General features: G+C 61.3%; 13 protein-coding genes and 1 tRNA gene. 6 read left to right on the top strand and 8 right to left on the bottom strand.

Features of this window, described 5'->3' with window-relative positions:
- Positions 1-35 precede the first annotated feature (35 nt).
- Together ACFSDX_RS18055 and ACFSDX_RS18050 are read right to left on the bottom strand one after the other, a co-directional pair.
- Entirely contained in the window at positions 36-2,771 is a 2,736-nt protein-coding gene (locus ACFSDX_RS18055) for a D-alanine--D-alanine ligase family protein (RefSeq protein WP_382316078.1), read from the bottom strand.
- A gap of 94 nt (positions 2,772-2,865) precedes the next feature.
- Positions 2,866-3,573 carry a copper homeostasis protein CutC gene (locus ACFSDX_RS18050; RefSeq protein WP_382316076.1) on the bottom strand — a complete coding sequence of 236 codons (708 nt, stop codon included), beginning with the start codon at positions 3,571-3,573 and terminating at the stop codon, positions 2,866-2,868.
- Positions 3,574-3,840: 267 nt separating this feature from the next.
- Here ACFSDX_RS18050 and ACFSDX_RS18045 point away from each other — a divergent pair, with 267 nt between their 5' ends.
- Positions 3,841-5,031 carry a phosphoglycerate kinase gene (locus ACFSDX_RS18045; protein ID WP_382316074.1) on the top strand — a complete coding sequence of 397 codons (1,191 nt, stop codon included), beginning with the start codon at positions 3,841-3,843 and terminating at the stop codon, positions 5,029-5,031.
- A 153-nt stretch (positions 5,032-5,184) separates the two neighbouring features.
- The gene (locus ACFSDX_RS18040) at positions 5,185-5,940 is read left to right on the top strand and encodes a hypothetical protein (protein WP_382316072.1); all 756 of its coding nucleotides are present in this window, start codon (positions 5,185-5,187) and stop codon (positions 5,938-5,940) included.
- 231 nt (positions 5,941-6,171) lie between these two features.
- On the opposite strand, the gene ACFSDX_RS18035 is transcribed toward ACFSDX_RS18040, so the two are convergent.
- The 4 genes from ACFSDX_RS18035 to ACFSDX_RS18020 all read right to left on the bottom strand — a co-directional run bounded on the left by ACFSDX_RS18035 (position 6,172) and on the right by ACFSDX_RS18020 (position 9,208).
- On the bottom strand, positions 6,172-6,519 hold the full coding sequence (locus ACFSDX_RS18035) for a hypothetical protein (RefSeq protein WP_382316070.1): 348 nt from the start codon (positions 6,517-6,519) through the stop codon (positions 6,172-6,174).
- A 126-nt stretch (positions 6,520-6,645) separates the two neighbouring features.
- Positions 6,646-7,287 carry a hypothetical protein gene (locus ACFSDX_RS18030; protein ID WP_382316068.1) on the bottom strand — a complete coding sequence of 214 codons (642 nt, stop codon included), beginning with the start codon at positions 7,285-7,287 and terminating at the stop codon, positions 6,646-6,648.
- 36 nt (positions 7,288-7,323) lie between these two features.
- On the bottom strand, positions 7,324-8,586 hold the full coding sequence (locus ACFSDX_RS18025; RefSeq protein WP_382316066.1) for a site-2 protease family protein: 1,263 nt from the start codon (positions 8,584-8,586) through the stop codon (positions 7,324-7,326).
- Positions 8,537-9,208: an HAD family hydrolase gene (locus ACFSDX_RS18020; RefSeq protein ID WP_382316064.1), complete on the bottom strand. Its 672-nt coding sequence runs from the start codon at positions 9,206-9,208 to the stop codon at positions 8,537-8,539. The genes ACFSDX_RS18025 and ACFSDX_RS18020 overlap by 50 nt, the downstream gene beginning before the upstream one ends.
- A 118-nt stretch (positions 9,209-9,326) precedes the next feature.
- Between ACFSDX_RS18020 and ACFSDX_RS18015 the strand changes: the two genes are divergently transcribed.
- Positions 9,327-9,400, top strand: a tRNA-Ile gene (locus ACFSDX_RS18015).
- Between the two features lie 178 nt (positions 9,401-9,578).
- Positions 9,579-9,860 (top strand): helix-turn-helix domain-containing protein, encoded by a 282-nt coding sequence (locus ACFSDX_RS18010; RefSeq protein WP_382316062.1) that lies wholly within the window; start codon positions 9,579-9,581, stop codon positions 9,858-9,860.
- A gap of 762 nt (positions 9,861-10,622) precedes the next feature.
- On the opposite strand, the gene ACFSDX_RS18005 is transcribed toward ACFSDX_RS18010, so the two are convergent.
- On the bottom strand, positions 10,623-10,994 hold the full coding sequence (locus tag ACFSDX_RS18005; RefSeq protein ID WP_382316061.1) for an SH3 domain-containing protein: 372 nt from the start codon (positions 10,992-10,994) through the stop codon (positions 10,623-10,625).
- Between the two features lie 111 nt (positions 10,995-11,105).
- Between ACFSDX_RS18005 and ACFSDX_RS18000 the strand changes: the two genes are divergently transcribed.
- Complete coding sequence (locus ACFSDX_RS18000; RefSeq protein WP_382316059.1) at positions 11,106-12,260, top strand: HNH endonuclease domain-containing protein; 1,155 nt, start codon at positions 11,106-11,108, stop codon at positions 12,258-12,260.
- 103 nt (positions 12,261-12,363) lie between these two features.
- Here the strand turns inward: ACFSDX_RS18000 and ACFSDX_RS17995 are convergent, their stop codons facing one another.
- A complete protein-coding gene (locus ACFSDX_RS17995; protein WP_382316057.1) occupies positions 12,364-13,593 on the bottom strand; it encodes a Fic family protein in 1,230 nt (409 codons plus the stop codon).
- 384 nt (positions 13,594-13,977) lie between these two features.
- Here ACFSDX_RS17995 and ACFSDX_RS17990 point away from each other — a divergent pair, with 384 nt between their 5' ends.
- Complete coding sequence (locus tag ACFSDX_RS17990; RefSeq protein ID WP_382316055.1) at positions 13,978-15,162, top strand: acetyltransferase domain-containing protein; 1,185 nt, start codon at positions 13,978-13,980, stop codon at positions 15,160-15,162.
- Positions 15,163-15,213: the final 51 nt, after the last annotated feature.

The raw sequence follows: 15,213 nt of genomic DNA, 5'->3' as shown, positions 1-15,213 counted from the left end.
GAGATGCTTCGCTGCGCTCTGCATGACAAACGTATCTATTTATCCGAGAAAGTAGCTTTCGCCTGCCGCGCCTTGCCAAAATCCAGAATGCGGTCGATGAATTGGTAGGGCGTGTAGCCGGCCAGCGCCGTTTGGTGGAAAATGCAGGTGGCGGGCGTCATGCCCGGCAGCGAGTTGACCTCAATAATGAGCACCTCAACCGCGCCTGCCGGCCGCACCCGCACAAAGGCGTCGATGCGGGCGTAGCCCTCAATGTGTAGAATCTCGGCCACTTGCCCTAGGGTGCGCTTCACCTCGTCGGAGATGCGCTGGCGCTCGGCGGGGTCGGGGGCGTAGCGGGCGGGCGTGATGTTCTGGCCTTCGCCAGCCAGGAATTTTTCTTCCAGGCTCAGCACCTCGCCAGTGGCCAGGGCCTCGCTGGCCTCAAATACCTCGATGTGCAGCTGGCCGCTTTCATCGTACGACGTCAGCAGCCCGCCCGTGATTTCGAGGAAGTGCGCCGCGCCATCGGGCCCGATGAGCGTCTCGATGAGGAAGGCGTCCTTCTGCGGAAATTCCTCCTTGAAGCCTAGGTGCAGCACCTCGGCCGGACCGGCGAGCAGCGGTTCCTGCGTGCGGAAAATCTGCTCGCTGAAAGCGGCCAACTCGGCGCGGGTCTTAATCTTTTTCACCGCCGACGAGCAGCCATCATCGGCTGGCTTCGTGATGAAGGGGTAGGGGAATTCAGCTTCGAGGCTGCGGTAAAACGCCTCCGGGTCGGCGGCCCATTCGAGGCGGTAGGCGAGGCGGTGGTCGGCCACGCGCAGGCCCGCCTCGCGCAGGCGGTGGTTGGTCTCGAACTTATTGATGGTCACGGCGCTGCTGGCCGCGCCCGAGCCGTTGTAGGGCAGGCCAAATTTCTCCAGCTCCTGCTGCAAGGCGCCATCCTCGCCGGGCCGGCCGTGCAGGGCAATGAATACCTCATCGACCTTCTCAGCCAGCTCCTCAAACGAGATGCGCCGGGCCGCGGCCACCGGCTGCCCGGCGTAGGTGCCGGTGATGCCCGCCGCCTCGCGCCGGATGCGCGCCAGCACCGGGTGCGCAGCGTGGCCCGCCTCGGCCTGCTCTATTTTCTCACGAATATCGTCCGCATTATCCTTGAGCATCACGTTGATGGGTAGCTCGTAGAGGCGGAATTCTTCGCTGCTGCCTGCCAGGAAGATGGGCACCGGCCGGTACTTCACCGACGACGACAGCTTCTCGTAGATGTTACGCCCGCTTTCCACCGAAATGTGCCGTTCGGACGAATAGCCGCCCATAATAACGGCCACCCGGATGCGCTCGTCCTGCACTTGCTGGCGCGACTGAATAGCCGCGTCGAGCTGCCGCAGGCGGTGGCCTAGCTGCACGGGCCGCAGCCCGGCGCGCTGCCGCGCCGCCAGCGAGGTGCGAATGATGTAGGTTAGGAACTGGCTGGGATTCAGCCCAATCTCGGCCGCCTGGTGGAAGAAGAACGAGGCCGGCAGCATGCCGCTCGTCGTGTTCGGGTCGTTGAGGAAGATGGTGCCGTCTTCCTGAATGAAGCCGTCCAAGCGGGCGTACACCTCAAAGCCGAAGGTGCCGAACATCTTCTGCGCTTCTTGCCGAATGCGCTCAATATCAGCCTCGGGCAGGTCGATGGGCGTGATTTTGCGGGCCAGGCCGGGCAGGTATTTGGCGCGGTAGTCGAAGACTTCGGTGCCCTTCACAATCTCGGTGGGGGGCAGGGCCAGGGGCGCGCCGTTCTCGTCTTCCACCACGATGCAAGAGAATTCGCGGCCGGCTACGAATTGCTCAATGAGAACCTGCGTTTCGCCGGTGAGGCTGCTGAGCACTACTTCCGCCGCGCTCGGGAAGGTCGTCAGCAAAAAGTCGAGCAGCGCCTCGGGGTGCGCAAAAACGGGGGCTTCGTCGCGGGGCGCGGCGGCTAGGTCGGGGTGGCGGGCCTCGGCCGTCACGGGCAGGCCAATGCCCTCGCGGATGTCGGTGAGCTGGCGCACCCAGGCGAGGCGGCCGTTTTCGTCGAGCGCTTCCCACTCGGCGCTCGTGAGCGTGCGGCGAAATAGCGCCCGGTCCACGGCGGCGGCAAACAGCGCCGGGTCTTCCTCGCGCACGATGCTGATACCGATGCTGCTGCCCTGGTGCGGCGCCTTCAGCACCAGCGGCAAGCCTAGCTCGCGGCCCAGCATGGAGAGCAGCGCGGCCGGGTCGGCCGTGGCCCAATCAGTGGCCGTGAGCACGTAAAAATCAGGGGTAGGCAGGCCCGTGGCTTGCAGCAGTTTTTTCTGGGCAATCTTATCAATACCGAACGCCGAAGGCAGGATGCCCGAGCCCGAGTACGGAATACCCAGCCACTCGAGCAGGCCCTGAATGGCGCCGTCCTCGCCGCCCGGCCCGTGCAGGGCCAGAAAGGCAAAATCCATAAGCCTAGGTAGTTCGCTGGCTTCCACGCGGCGGCCCACGTGGCCGATGAGCTCGCGCAGGGCCTCATCGCTGAGCTCGCCCAGGTTTTCGAGGTAGAGCTGCCAGGGATGGCGGCTAGCGGGCAGCACGGCCGCGGGCGGGTAAAAGTCGCGGATGGTGCCCTTGTACAGGTACTGCCAGTCGAGCAGGATGAAATGCCCCTGGCTATCCACAAAAATGGGCACCGGCTGAAACAAGCCCTTGTCCAGGTTATCGAAAACGGTGCGCCCGCCGGCGAAGGAAATTTCGCGCTCGCGCGAGGTGCCACCAAAGAAAATACCAACTTTCATAAGTGCTGCAAAGGTAAGGAGACCGTAGCGCGAAGCTCCGCTCCGCGTTTTGCTTGGTTGGCCAGCCGGGCTAGGCGCAAAGCGGGGCTTCGCGCTACGCTAGCAGCGCCACTAGCTCGGCTACCAGCGCGGCGTCGGTTTGCCACTCGGGCGCCGCAAACAAGCCCGCCGCCGGGTCGGGCGGTACTAGGCGCTTGGCGCTGGCATGAAACTCCTGCGCCCCGGTGCTAGCCACCAGCGCCGCTAGGTTAGCGGCTACTATGCCCGCGCCGGGCATAATCTCGATGCGCCCGGCCGCCTGCGCTATCAGCGCGGCCAGCTGCGCCTGGGCATCGGCGGCCGCGGGCTGGCCGCCCGAAGTGAGCACCCGCTGGCAACCTAGGTCGATAATAGCCTCCAGGGCTTGGGCCTGGTTGGCGCAGGCATCAAAGGCGCGGTGAAACGTGACGCCCAGCGGGCCGGCTTGCTCCAGCAGGGCCTGGCAATCGGCCTGGGCTACGTGGCCGGCGTCGTCGAGGGCGCCCAGCACCACCCCGGCGCACCCTAGGTCGCGGCAGAGCGCAATGTCGGCCCGCATGATGGCGAGCTCGGCGGGGCTGTACACGAAGCCGCCCGGCCGGGGCCGAATCAGGACGAACACCGGCAGGCGCACCTCGGCCAACACCTGCCTGATGAGGCCGTAGGACGGCGTGATGCCGCCCTGCTCTAGGTTTTGACACAGCTCGATGCGGTGGGCGCCGCCCGCCTGCGCCGCCAGCGCCGACGGCAGCGAGGCCACGCAAATTTCCAGTTTCAGGCTCACGGAGATGATGAGTATTTAAAAAGGCGCTAAAAGCACGTTTGTCATGCTGGGCGCAGCGAAGCATGACAAACGTAGTTAGGTTGACCTCTCACGACGCGAACTGTAAAGTTCGCGCTACGGCGCTACGGGCTTGCTCGCGGGGCTGCAACCGGGAAACTGCGTTCGAGCGCTAACCCAGCGGTTACTTCTGCGGTAAATAGCGGAGAGTTTGCGAAAGTCTGCACCTTTGCAACGACAACTCACTATCTCACCACTTCTCTCTTTGCCATGAACACCCTCGCCAATTACAACTTCGCCGGGCGCCGCGCCGTGGTGCGCGTCGATTTTAACGTGCCGCTCGATAAAGACCTGCACATCACTGACGATACCCGCATTCGGGCGGCTACGCCCACGATTAAGAAAATCTTGGCCGACGGCGGTTCGGTGGTGCTGCTCTCGCACCTAGGACGGCCCAAGGGCGGCTACGAAAAGAAATACTCGCTCGAAAGCCTCGTGCTGCGCCTTCAGCAGGAGTACGGCCAGGAGGTGCTTTGGGGCGGCGACGTGCTCTCCGAAGAGGCCCTAGGTAAGGCCCAGGCTTTGCAGCCCGGCCAGGTGCTACTGCTTGATAATGTGCGCTTTCACAAGGAAGAGGAAGGTGGCGACGAGAACTTTGCCAAGCACCTGGCCCAGCTCGGCGACGTGTACGTGAACGACGCTTTCGGCACCGCGCACCGCGCCCACGCCTCCACGGCCGTGATGGCGCACTTCTTCGCGCCCCAGGACCGCGTGGGGGGCTACTTGCTGCAAGGTGAGCTCGACAACGCCCAAAAAGTGCTTGAAAACCCTGAGCGCCCCTTCACCGCCATCATGGGTGGGGCCAAGATTTCGGATAAGATTCTGATTATCGAGAAGCTGCTCGATAAGGTAGACAACCTGCTCATTGGGGGCGGCATGGCCTACACCTTTGCCGTGGCGCAGGGCGGTACGGTGGGCAGCTCGCTGCTGGAAGCCGAGAAGGTAGAGCTGGCTAAGCAGCTGATAGCGAAGGCCAAGGAGAAGGGCGTGAACTTGATGCTGCCCAGCGACAGCGTCATCGCCAACAAGTTTGCTAACGATGCCGACACCGACATCGCTGCCAATCACTCCATCCCCGATACCTGGATGGGCCTCGACCTAGGGCCCGATGCGCGCGAGGATTTCTCCGACGTCATCCTGGAGTCGAAAACCATCTTGTGGAACGGCCCGATGGGCGTATTTGAGATGAGCAACTTCGCGGTGGGCACCGAGTACGTGGCCCGCGCCATTGCCGATGCCACGGCGGCCGGTGCCTACTCGCTCATCGGCGGCGGCGACTCGGCGGCGGCGGTGCAGCAGCTCGGCTACGGCGACAAGGTGAGCTACATCTCGACCGGCGGCGGCGCCCTGCTTGAGTTTATGGAAGGCAAGGAGCTGCCCGGCGTAACGGCGCTGGGCTAGGTGGTGTAATGGCGAGGTGTGAGGTGGTGAGTTTGTTTCCGTGAAGGGGACTACTCACCACTTCACACCTCGCCATTTTGCCGCTGGCGCAACGGCGCGGCGGGTTTGGCAGTATAGCGAGGAGTTCTTATCCTGTTTTTTGCCTTTCCCATCATGACCAACCGCGAAGTAGAATACGCCAAAATGGCCCGCCAACTGTACCGGGTGCTCACCGACCAGCGCCCCCAGTGGGAAGACCGCAACCCGGCCGCGGTAGCCGATTTTGAGCAGCTGAATGCTTACATCCAGGCAATTGACGAAGTAGCTGCCCTTCAGGGTGGCCAGGGCAGCGCCGAGTATGCCGACGCCCGTGACTGGGCCGAGCACTCGGCCGAAGAAGCCGCTGGCCGCCTCGTGCGGGGCCTGCGCACGCTGCACAGCTCCGTGCCCAACCAAGCCATTGCCAAAGCCGCCAGCTATACCCCCGACCAGCTCGACCCGCTGCACGGCCCCGACCTGCTGGCCGCCCTCAATGAGATAGCCGCTGCCGCCGACAACGTGCGCCCGCTGCTCGCCAATGGCGGCGTAACCGACGAGCACATCGACGCGCTCACGGCCGCCATCAACCTTTACACGCCGCTGTCGGAAGTGCCCAGCAGCACCCAGAGCCAGGGTGGCAAACTCAGCGGCACTGCCCGCGAGCTTACCAAAAACCTGCGCGGCTTGGTGCAGCGCTTCGACCAGTTCATCGACTCGCTGCGCGAGGAGATTCCGGGCCTGGCCGAGCGTTACGACGAAGCCCGAGCCGCCGACGCCAACTACGTACCACAGACCGTAACCCCCCGCGAGGGCGGCGATGGCTCGGAGGGTGGCGTAGGCCCCGACGTAGCCGGCAACGCCTCGGGCCCCGAGCCCAAGCCGTTCCAGTAGCACTGTCTGAACCACGGATTCGTCGGATTTTTCGGATTAGTCGGATTTTGTAGACGACTGCCTTTCGCGTTGCGAAAGCAGTTTGTCAACCCTAGTCTTACCAGACTTTAGCTGTTAAATCCGCTGGAGCTAATTAACCCAAAAAAGGAGAGGCCACCCAAATGGGTGGCCTCTCCTTTTTTGTGCGTCTACAAAATCCGACTAATCCGAAAAATCCGACGAATCCGCGGTTTAGACAGCCTTTTCGAGCGCTTGCAGCAGCTCGTTGGCCGCTTGTTCAATGTCGTGGTAGCCTTGCTGGGCGGCGCGCTCCTTGGCGGCAATGAGGCCATCGCGGTGCACGGTCTTGAAATCCCCGTAGGGGAATTTATAGCGACCCTTGGTGTCTTCGCCCTGGCTCTTATCCTCGCCTAGGTGCCACTGGGCATACTCTTCTATCTCATGCTGCTGAAGAAAAGCGTTTTCTTCCTTCGCGCCAGGGTTGTGCTGCCCCCAGTGCCCCTCGTCGTTCTTGATTTTACCGTCTTTAATCAAGCTCTTAGCAAACGCAACAGCCGCGTGATTCAGGGAAATACTCATAAAAAAGAGGGAAAAGTACCCTGCTAGTACGAGCCCAAGCAGCCCCCAGGTTATAGCCGAGCTAACCCCACCCAACTAGCCAGCCTGCGCCAGCAGGCGTATCCGCGAAATCCGTTAAATCTGCGATTAATTGATGTACAGGGCTTCTAGGCGCTGGCCCATGCTGCGGATGGTGCGCTCAGAGAGGCGCCCCGTGAGGCGGGTGTTCAGGGTGCGGGCTTCGGCGGGGCTCAGCACGCCCAGGTCGAGCAGCCAGGCCACGCGGCGCAACTGCGGCTCGATGTACCCTAGGGGGTTGATGGCGCCGTATTCCCGGCGCAGGTAGGCCTTGGTGTGGGCGTCGAGCTTCTGGGTAAAATCGCGGAACTGCCGGCGGTCGCGCGGGTGGTCGGCCAGCACCAGTTGGAGGCGGCCGGTGTGCAAGATGGCCTGGTGCCACCAGTTGTGCAGCGCGTAGAGTAAGAGCACGCCCAGCACCGCCGCGCCGCCCAGCACGTACTCCCAAAAGTTTTCGGGCAAGGGCCGGTGGCCATCATACTGGATGCGGGCCGCATTGCCGATTAGCCATAGCGCGGCCACCGCCAGCCAGCGCAGGCTTTTGCCGGGGGTGGTGCTGCGGTACTCCACCCGAATGGGCAGCAGCTCCTCGTAGGGGATTTCGGCGGCAATATCGACCTGCCCCCGGCCGTCGCGCTGGCTTACGTAGAGGCCGTGCTCGCGCAGCGCAAACTGGGTAGAGCGGGTGAATTGACTTTGCTGAAACTGCATGGAAAGATAAAAATACGGCACAACTGCCTGTCGGCCCTAGCGCAGGCCCGCAAATGGCGACGGCGAGAAGCACAGCCCAAACAGCAGCACCATCGCCCAGCCCAGCACCTGCCGCCCCAGCGTCAGGGGGCGCTCGTCGGGGGCTCTAGGGTGGTAAATGCCCGACACGCGCCCCAGCAGCAGCCCAAACAGCAGCCAGCCCGGCTGCCCCTGCACCGCGGGCCACAGCGTGGCCACCGCCAGCTGCCCAGCCCAGACAAGGGCGCCGAGGGCCAGCACCTGCCGGGGCCGGGGCAGCGCTTTGCGAAATACCAGCCAGAGGTAAAGCGCGTAGGGCACCCCCCCGTAGAGCCAGGTGTGCCAGTCGCTACGCAGCGAAAACAGCCCTAGGCCCGCGTAGAAGATAAAACTCACAAACAACAGCCCCGACAGCCGCCCTGCCCGGCGCGGCCCCAGCAGCCCGTACAGGATGTGTCCGCCGTCGAGCTGCCCGATGGGAATGAGGTTGAGGGCCGTAAAAAACAGGCTCAGCTCGCCGGCCACCAGCACCGGGTAGTGCAGTAGCTCGTTGGGGTGGGGGAGGCGGGCGGGGTCGGCCAGCAGGCGCTCCAGCAGCTGGTAGAGCAGCGGGCGGCTCAGGGTAAGGCCGGTTTCGCCCTGATAGGCTTGGGCATAATCGGCCCCGAGTCGGATAAACTCGGGGTGCACGTGCTGCACATAGGCCAGCGGGTCGGGCAGGTGCGTGAAGCCGTAGGCCAGCACGCCCACCGCCACCACCAGCCCCGCCAGCGGCCCGGCCAGCCCAATATCAAAAAACTCGCGCCGCGAATAAATAGCCTCCCTGATGCGAATAACCGCCCCAAACGTACCCAGGCCCAGCGGAAATGGCAGGTAGTAGGGCAGCGAGGTGCGCACCCGGTGGTAGCGCGCCGCGAAGTAGTGCCCAAACTCGTGCACCGTCAGCACGCCCAGAAAAGCTACCGCGTAGGTCAGTCCACGCCCCAGCTCCTCGGCCCGCACCGCGGCAGGCAAGCTAAACACTGAAAAGTCGATAAAATCGAGGCCGCCCCGCGTGAGGCTGACGCCCGCCAGAATGGTGGTGGCGAGCGTGACTATAAACAGCCCTAGGTGGATGGCGGCGGTGCGCAGGCGCGACGGCGGCCGCTCGTAGCGCCGAAACAGGCGCTGCCCCCAGGCCAGGGTGGGCGGCGCCCCGGCATCGGCCGGGAAACCCCCCAGGGGCTCCTCGTCAGGCGGTGGCAGGGGTGGTAAATCCGGTAAATTCTTGGGGAAAGACACGCAGGGCTTCGGGCAAGGCAGTAGTGAGGGTAAGGGGCGGCGCCAGGTGCAGCACCCGCAGCCCCAGGCGGCGGGCCGTAACAATGTGCTGGGGGCTGTCCTCGATGAATAACGTATCGGCGGCCTGCCAGTTCATTTCGCGTAGCGCGTGGTGGAATATCTCCTCGCCCGGCTTGCGAAAGCCGACCTCCTGCGAATAGAACACCCGGTCGAGGCAGTCGGCAATCCCGTTTTGGAAGCCGTACTGCCGGGCCAGGCGCCGGTTTATCTCCGCAATGTGCAGCGCATTGGTATTGGAGAGCAGGGCCGTTTGGTGCCCCTGCCGCCGCAGCTCGCCGATGAGGGCCAGGCGCTCGGCGGGCACATCGAGCAGCAGCGCGTGCCAGGCCTGGTCAATCTCCTCGTCGGTGGCGTCGAGGTTGTAGGCCTGGCGCAACCCATCGCGGAACTCGGCCGCCGAGATTTTGCCGGTTTCCAGCAGGTCAAACAGCTCGGCCTGAGTAGCCTGCGAGTATTCGACGGTGCTGCCTGCCCGGCTGAGGCGGCGAAAAGCGGCGGGCGTGCGGTCATAATCAATGTCGATGATGACGCCGCCAAAATCAAAAAGCAGGTTGGGAAGCATAAAACGTTGTGAGCTGGTTGCAGACCCGCAAAGTTCGGGTAGCAAGCGTGCCCGTTGCGCGGAGAAAGCCAAACTTGCCGTAACTTTGGCTCAGCCGCAACCCCTCGGGGCCGGCACCGGGCCTATAGCTCAATCGGTTAGAGCAGCTGACTCATAATCAGCAGGTCCTTGGTTCGATTCCAAGTGGGCCCACTAAAAACCCTGTTTCCAGCTTGGAAACAGGGTTTTTGCTTTTAGGTCGGACAGTATATCGGACAGTTGCTTCTGACTTGAGTAAAAATGTTGGGTAATATCTTTTTATCGCCTGGCCTCTTTCGCTGGCTCAAACGAAATTCAGGCTGAGTCATACTACACAGTCAAAAAAGGAACTATGCATAATCCCTTTGAAGCCATTGACCGCCGATTAGATAACCTTGAGGCGTTGTTAGTAGAAATAGTAGAGCATCTACGTGGCAGTACTAGTTCTAATGCGCCTGAAATGGGCGGGATTGAACTGGCGCAGGAAATAACCCGCTTGAGCAAGGCTCGCCTCTATGCCCTGGTATCTGCTCGGCAGATTCCTCATGCGAAGCGCGGCAACAAGCTCTACTTCACCCGCGCAGAATTGCAGGCATGGGTTACAAGCGGTAAACGCGCTAGTCGAGGGAAATAGATAAAGGCTTAGGCAGCCCCCGAGGCGTAGTCAGGTGCTTTCGGGGTGGGCATGGCGGGGCGAAAAAAGCTGTCGCTACTTGCCTGAGGAAATTTGCTAGCTAGAATAAAGTAGGTGAGGCAGTGGTTTTAGGCTAGCTAAGAGAAAGATTTCTGCCGCGGTAGGCGAGGCGTGCGCGGCCGCTACTTTCTACGCCTAGTCGGCACGGGGAACGCTTAGTAAGGACCGCTGCTCTTGGCAGTTACCACTTGCTGCTTCCGGTAAGGCGCATTGGGAATAAGGCCTAGCTATTCAGGTTTCTGATAATAGTCCTAAAAAACGGGCTATTGGTAGTGTGTTCACGCAATTTTTGCATTGCGTGAACAAGTTGCGCAAAAACACGCTAATTTAGCGATATTTCTAGGCGGAAATTGCAAAGTCGTAGCCCAAAACGCCGCGCAAAAATACGCTTTTAAATACGCTAAATTTGCTAATTAGCGAGTATGGTTTTGTCCTATTTTTATGCGGCCTTTTTGAGGTGTAATAGGAACCAGTTAGGCTCGTGGCAAGTCCGCTTTAGTGACCTTAATAGCACGTCATGCAGCTACGCAGGCCGCTAGTCTGCGCTTCCCGCTGGCTCATGACTAGGGTCTGGTAAGTACACCGGCGCATGGCCGCGCAGTCCGTGCTGCTGTGGTAGACCTCCGTACGCCCATTGCCGCAGACGTACACCTTGGGGCCGGCTGCAGGCTTCGGAGCGGCTGTGGCTGTTCTGCGTACGAGTTAAGAAGAGGTAGGTGCCAAACTGCTGTAAGCAGTGCCTCCGGTAGCTTCCACGGCAGTCCAATCGATATCGGCACTTACCTGGTCTTGTTCTTCGACCAGATATTCACTTTTAACGTAGCCGCTGACTGCTGCCACTTGCACGTGGCTCCAGCTGCCTTCATCCTCTCCTAGTAGCTGCACGCGGCTGGCACCCACAATGGTTGCGCTCGCCGCTGCCTCTGCATCGGGCCGGGAGCGAAGCTTTAGCGAGGTGGCATTCACATAGCGGTAAGGACTACTGCGCTGGGTGAGGGTACTGTCTGAGGTTTGAGCTTGGGCTGGGTGCCACAGGGGGAGCCAGCAGGCAAGGCAGAGAAGGAGGTGGCGCATATACATATAATATAGGATGTTGGACAAGGGCCGAATATAGTGGGGCCGTAGCCCACGACCAGGTGTTTCTTTACAGCTTCCTCATACCGGTTTCCCCGCAGCCGTTGCCCTATGTCCCCTCTCTCCGGTGAGCAGTGCCTAGCGACTATTCTCAAGCACGATACGAAAACAACCAGCTACAAAATTGCCCTGCTGCGGGCCATCAACGACGTGGTGCTTCTCTATCCGGATATCAGCGGGCAAGACGTTGCCGTACCCTTAACTCGCCTGGCCGAGCTGTGGGTGGCCTACTACTGGCCCTTTGCCGACGCGCGGGCCCCCATCTACCAAGGAGGCCGAGCGGTTAGGGGAGAAGAAGGTGGCGTGCGCAGTGACGTGGGCTTTCGCCCAGCCTTAACCCAGTTGCGCCTGGTGTGGGAGGAAGTAGTGCAACTCTCGCCCCAACCGGCTGATGGGTTTTTCCTCCTTACCGAAATGCGCACGCCCCGGCGCCGGGCCACGTACCCAATGGCCTTGCAGCAGGCCTACCAGCAGACGGTTTCGGCTATGGTCAAGGCGTTGCAAATGCCTATCAAGTACGCGGGGCCGGGGGAATGGGCGGTATTTGCGAAGCCGAAAGGATATAATCAGCTATTCGGCACCGTCCCCCTACCCGGTACGCAGCCCACGGATAGCTGCGTAATAATTCCCGCTTCGCTGTGGGAGGCTTTCCAGCGGCTCTCGCTTTACGTGGAAGCGTTGTGCTTGCACGAGTGGGCTTTATTCACCGAGCAGGTGAGGCAGGAGAGGGAAGTAGGGCGAGGTCTCGTCTACTCCCTGTTGACCGCCCGACCTGATAATCGGCGGCCCCTGAGCTGGGAGCGAAACCAGGTGGATATTCTACTGCATGAGAAAGTGGTATTTACATGCCCCTGGACGCTTAAGCGGCTGACTAAGCCCCAGGACTATGATCTAGACCACCTGCTGCCCCTGGCGGTCTATCCGGTCAATGAGCTCTGGAACCTGCTGCCCGTGGACCGCACCTTCAACCAGCAGGTAAAGCGCGACAAGGTGCCGGATGCGGGGCGTTTGGCTGCCGCGGAGCCCTGGCTGGCGGCAGCCTACGGGACGTACCTAAAGGCCCCGGCGCTGCAGCGGGCGGTGCGCGAGGACGCGGCCCTGCGCTTTGCGGGATTAGGAGAGGTTGATTTTGCGGCCGAGCTGGCTAATCGTACCGTACGTTTCATTGATGCTGTAGCGGTGGCGCGCTACGTGCGGCGGTTTTGAAAAAAGGGGGGCGTGGGTGTGGTATCTCTTGACTCAGCAAGGCGTTCTGTGTTCAGCCATGGCACAGGTGCCCTTCTTGACTGAACACAGGACGTGCTTGCACCTACCTTCCAACCTGTGCGTGCAGGATATCCGCTTCTTTTCCAGCTGGGTATAAGCCCGGAAAAAGTACTGGCGCAAACGCTAGGGGGTAGGCTGCCCGGTAAGGAGCAAACCGATTGTTGGGTTCCGTAGCCAGCAGGCCGGCTGCTAATAGCGTCGTCGCTAAGTCCTTTGCCGTTTTGTCGGATAAGCCCGTGAGCCGCATCACTTCGCCCCGGGCGATGCTGCCTTTTAGAAAAACAGCCTCCAGCACGTAGTAAGCCTCCGGCCGCCACTTGCGTTTCACTACCAGCAAATCCACTAGGCGATGGAGGCGCTCCAGCATGCCGTCAATGGCCAGCACCTGCGTCATGTAGTGTAGCTGGTCCAAGGCGAGCTGCAGGAAAAACTGGCAAAAGGCAACTAGGCGCTTCTCCGACAAATTGCCTCGCCCGTCATAGTCGTTTAGGCGTTGCGCGTCGGCCGCCGCCAGCGCTTGCTTGTACGCCTGCTCGCTCCGGGCTAGCCCCCGCGACATGGACCAGAGTCCCCCAGCAGCTAGGCCTTCGGCTAGAAACGCTGCGTCGCTGAAGAGGCGCATGACCCGCCCGTTCCCATCAAGGAACGGGTGCAGCCAGGCCAGCCGGTGGTGGGCCGCGGCAATGTTGACAATGCGCGCCAGCCGGTTCGGCTCGGCCTTGGGCCGATACCCCCATTCAATACTGTCAATGAAGGCGGGGATGGCCGCCGCTGCGGGGGCCACGTGCCGGCCCACTCGCACTTCACTTGTGCGCAACTCGCCGGGTATAACTTCTAAGAGGTCGCCCTCGTGGCTTTTTACCTGGCGAAACTCCTCCGAGAGGTGGGTGTAGAAATTCAGGTGTAGGTTCCGCCAAAAGACTTGCGTGTAGGGATTGGCGTCCGCCTCCGCTAGCAAGGCGGGTAGCTGCTCGTGCACGGCGATGTGCGCTAAGGCTTCTAGTTGCAGCGAGCGGTTATGGCTGTCGGGCGCGTACTCCTCGCGCAGGGCCTCGGCAATGCTGAGCGGATGCGTATCGTGCCCTTCTATTAGGTTGGAGTAGTAGCTATTGGCGGGGCGTAGAAATTGGGCAATCGCTTGGGCCGTCACCGGGTGCAGGGACCCGGCCAAGCGCGCGGCTGCTTCTATAAGGTGTGTAGCTACTTCCCGTAACTCGGCGGGCAAGTCGCTGGGCTTTAAGGGGGCGATGGCGGCTGGGTTGCGGTATAGCATGTAAGAGGAATAGGATGCAATAGTAGGGAAGGGATTCCGTAACCTATCCCGTATGGTAAAATGCTTTTTTACAAGTTGTTGAGAGATAGATACGGAATGCGATTCCGATAGCTGATTTACCTATTTTAAAGTGAAGCTTCTAGCCCTGGTAAGTGTTGGCGCCAGACAAGGGCGAGGGCATCGGCCCTGAGCTGAAATTCGGCCGCGGTGAATTCATCGGGTTTTGCGTTATTACACCAGTAGCAGCAGCGGGCTAGGTTGCCCTCCGTGTAGCCGAGCTCAGGTATCTATACATGTCTAGCGTTGCGTAAAGATTGGAATTGCGCTTGGGTGATATGAAGGTAGTTAGTTCTACCTTAGTCTAGTATCTAATTCTCTCTGCTAATGTCTACAGTCCTACCTGTAGCTACGCCGGCCCCTCTTCCGCGCGCAGCAACTTCCCGCGTGCCAGCTATTGACCTTGTGCGGGGCCTGGTCATGGTACTTATGGCCTTGGACCATAGCCGCGACTTTTGGAGCCCCATGCTCGTGCGGCCCGAAGACGTGGCCCACGCCCCGACCCTGCTATTTCTCACGCGCTGGGTAACGCACTTCTGCGCACCCACGTTTGTGTTCTTGTCCGGCAGCAGTGTTTACTTATACGCGCAGAAGTGGCAGAACCGGGCGGCCGTCAGCCGTTTTCTGCTCACCCGCGGCTTGTGGCTGGTTTTACTGGAGGCAGGGCTTCTTACCTTCATCTTGAGTTGGAGTCATGACCTAATCTTGCTGCTGGTCATCTGGGTTATTGGGGCCGGTATGGTGCTGCTAGCGGGCCTGCTCTGGCTGCCCCGCTGGCTGCTGGTGGGGCTCACGTTCGTTATCCTAGTAGGCCATAATCTGGTGCCAAATTTTCAGCCCGTAACGCCGGCGAACGCCGGGTGGGCGCTGCTGCACAACGGACCGTTTGTGCTGCCTGTGCTGGGGCAACCGGTCCTGGTCGCGTATTCGCTGGGGCCGTGGCTGGGGGTGCTGCTGGCGGGCTATCTGCTAGGGCCCTGGTTTCAGCTGCCGCTGCCGCAACGAGCTAGGCGGCTGCGCTGGGCCGGGGCTGGGCTGCTAGTGTGTTTCGGGGCGCTGCGCGCCACCAACTGGTACGGTGACCCGGCGCCCTGGCAGCCGCAGGGCCTACTGCACACGGCCCTCTCCTTTGCCAACGTGACAAAATCCCCGCCCTCGCTATTGTTTGTGTGCCTCACCCTGGGTGTGGCGTTGCTGCTACTTAGCCAGGTAGAAACGGCGCGCGGCTGGCTGAGCCAGGCTCTGCGTACCCTGGGACAGGTACCGCTTTTCTACTATCTGCTGCACTTCTCCCTTCTCAGTGGCGCGGCCTGGGTGTGGACGACTCTCGCCTTTGGCCGGGCGGTGAACCTAGCCTTCACGTCCCCTGACGCGTGGCCCCCTGGCTACGCGCCGAGCCTGGGACGGGCCTATCTGGTGTGGGGCGTGGTGGTGCTGAGCTCGTACTGGCCTTGCCGTTGGTACCAGCGCTTTAAGCAGGGCCATACCTATTGGTGGCTAGCTTATGTGTAAGCTGAGAAATGACCGTGCCGGAGCACTTGCTTTGAAGTAGATGGCCGCGCG

Source organism: Hymenobacter bucti (assembly GCF_042681145.1).
GTDB lineage: Bacteria > Bacteroidota > Bacteroidia > Cytophagales > Hymenobacteraceae > Hymenobacter > Hymenobacter bucti.
The sequence above is the reverse complement of the archived record's forward strand: the minus strand, read 5'-3'. Positions and strand labels throughout refer to the sequence as shown.

What these genes read in the sequence shown, in the direction of transcription:
- ACFSDX_RS18055 (WP_382316078.1), bottom strand. Translation starts at nt 2,771, where the DNA reads ATGAAAGTTGGTATTTTCTTTGGTGGCACCTCGCGCGAGCGCGAAATT.
- ACFSDX_RS18045 (WP_382316074.1), top strand. Translation starts at nt 3,841, where the DNA reads ATGAACACCCTCGCCAATTACAACTTCGCCGGGCGCCGCGCCGTGGTG.
- ACFSDX_RS18040 (WP_382316072.1), top strand. Translation starts at nt 5,185, where the DNA reads ATGACCAACCGCGAAGTAGAATACGCCAAAATGGCCCGCCAACTGTAC.
- ACFSDX_RS18035 (WP_382316070.1), bottom strand. Translation starts at nt 6,519, where the DNA reads ATGAGTATTTCCCTGAATCACGCGGCTGTTGCGTTTGCTAAGAGCTTG.
- ACFSDX_RS18030 (WP_382316068.1), bottom strand. Translation starts at nt 7,287, where the DNA reads ATGCAGTTTCAGCAAAGTCAATTCACCCGCTCTACCCAGTTTGCGCTG.
- ACFSDX_RS18020 (WP_382316064.1), bottom strand. Translation starts at nt 9,208, where the DNA reads ATGCTTCCCAACCTGCTTTTTGATTTTGGCGGCGTCATCATCGACATT.
- ACFSDX_RS18010 (WP_382316062.1), top strand. Translation starts at nt 9,579, where the DNA reads ATGCATAATCCCTTTGAAGCCATTGACCGCCGATTAGATAACCTTGAG.
- ACFSDX_RS18005 (WP_382316061.1), bottom strand. Translation starts at nt 10,994, where the DNA reads ATGCGCCACCTCCTTCTCTGCCTTGCCTGCTGGCTCCCCCTGTGGCAC.
- ACFSDX_RS18000 (WP_382316059.1), top strand. Translation starts at nt 11,106, where the DNA reads ATGTCCCCTCTCTCCGGTGAGCAGTGCCTAGCGACTATTCTCAAGCAC.
- ACFSDX_RS17995 (WP_382316057.1), bottom strand. Translation starts at nt 13,593, where the DNA reads ATGCTATACCGCAACCCAGCCGCCATCGCCCCCTTAAAGCCCAGCGAC.
- ACFSDX_RS17990 (WP_382316055.1), top strand. Translation starts at nt 13,978, where the DNA reads ATGTCTACAGTCCTACCTGTAGCTACGCCGGCCCCTCTTCCGCGCGCA.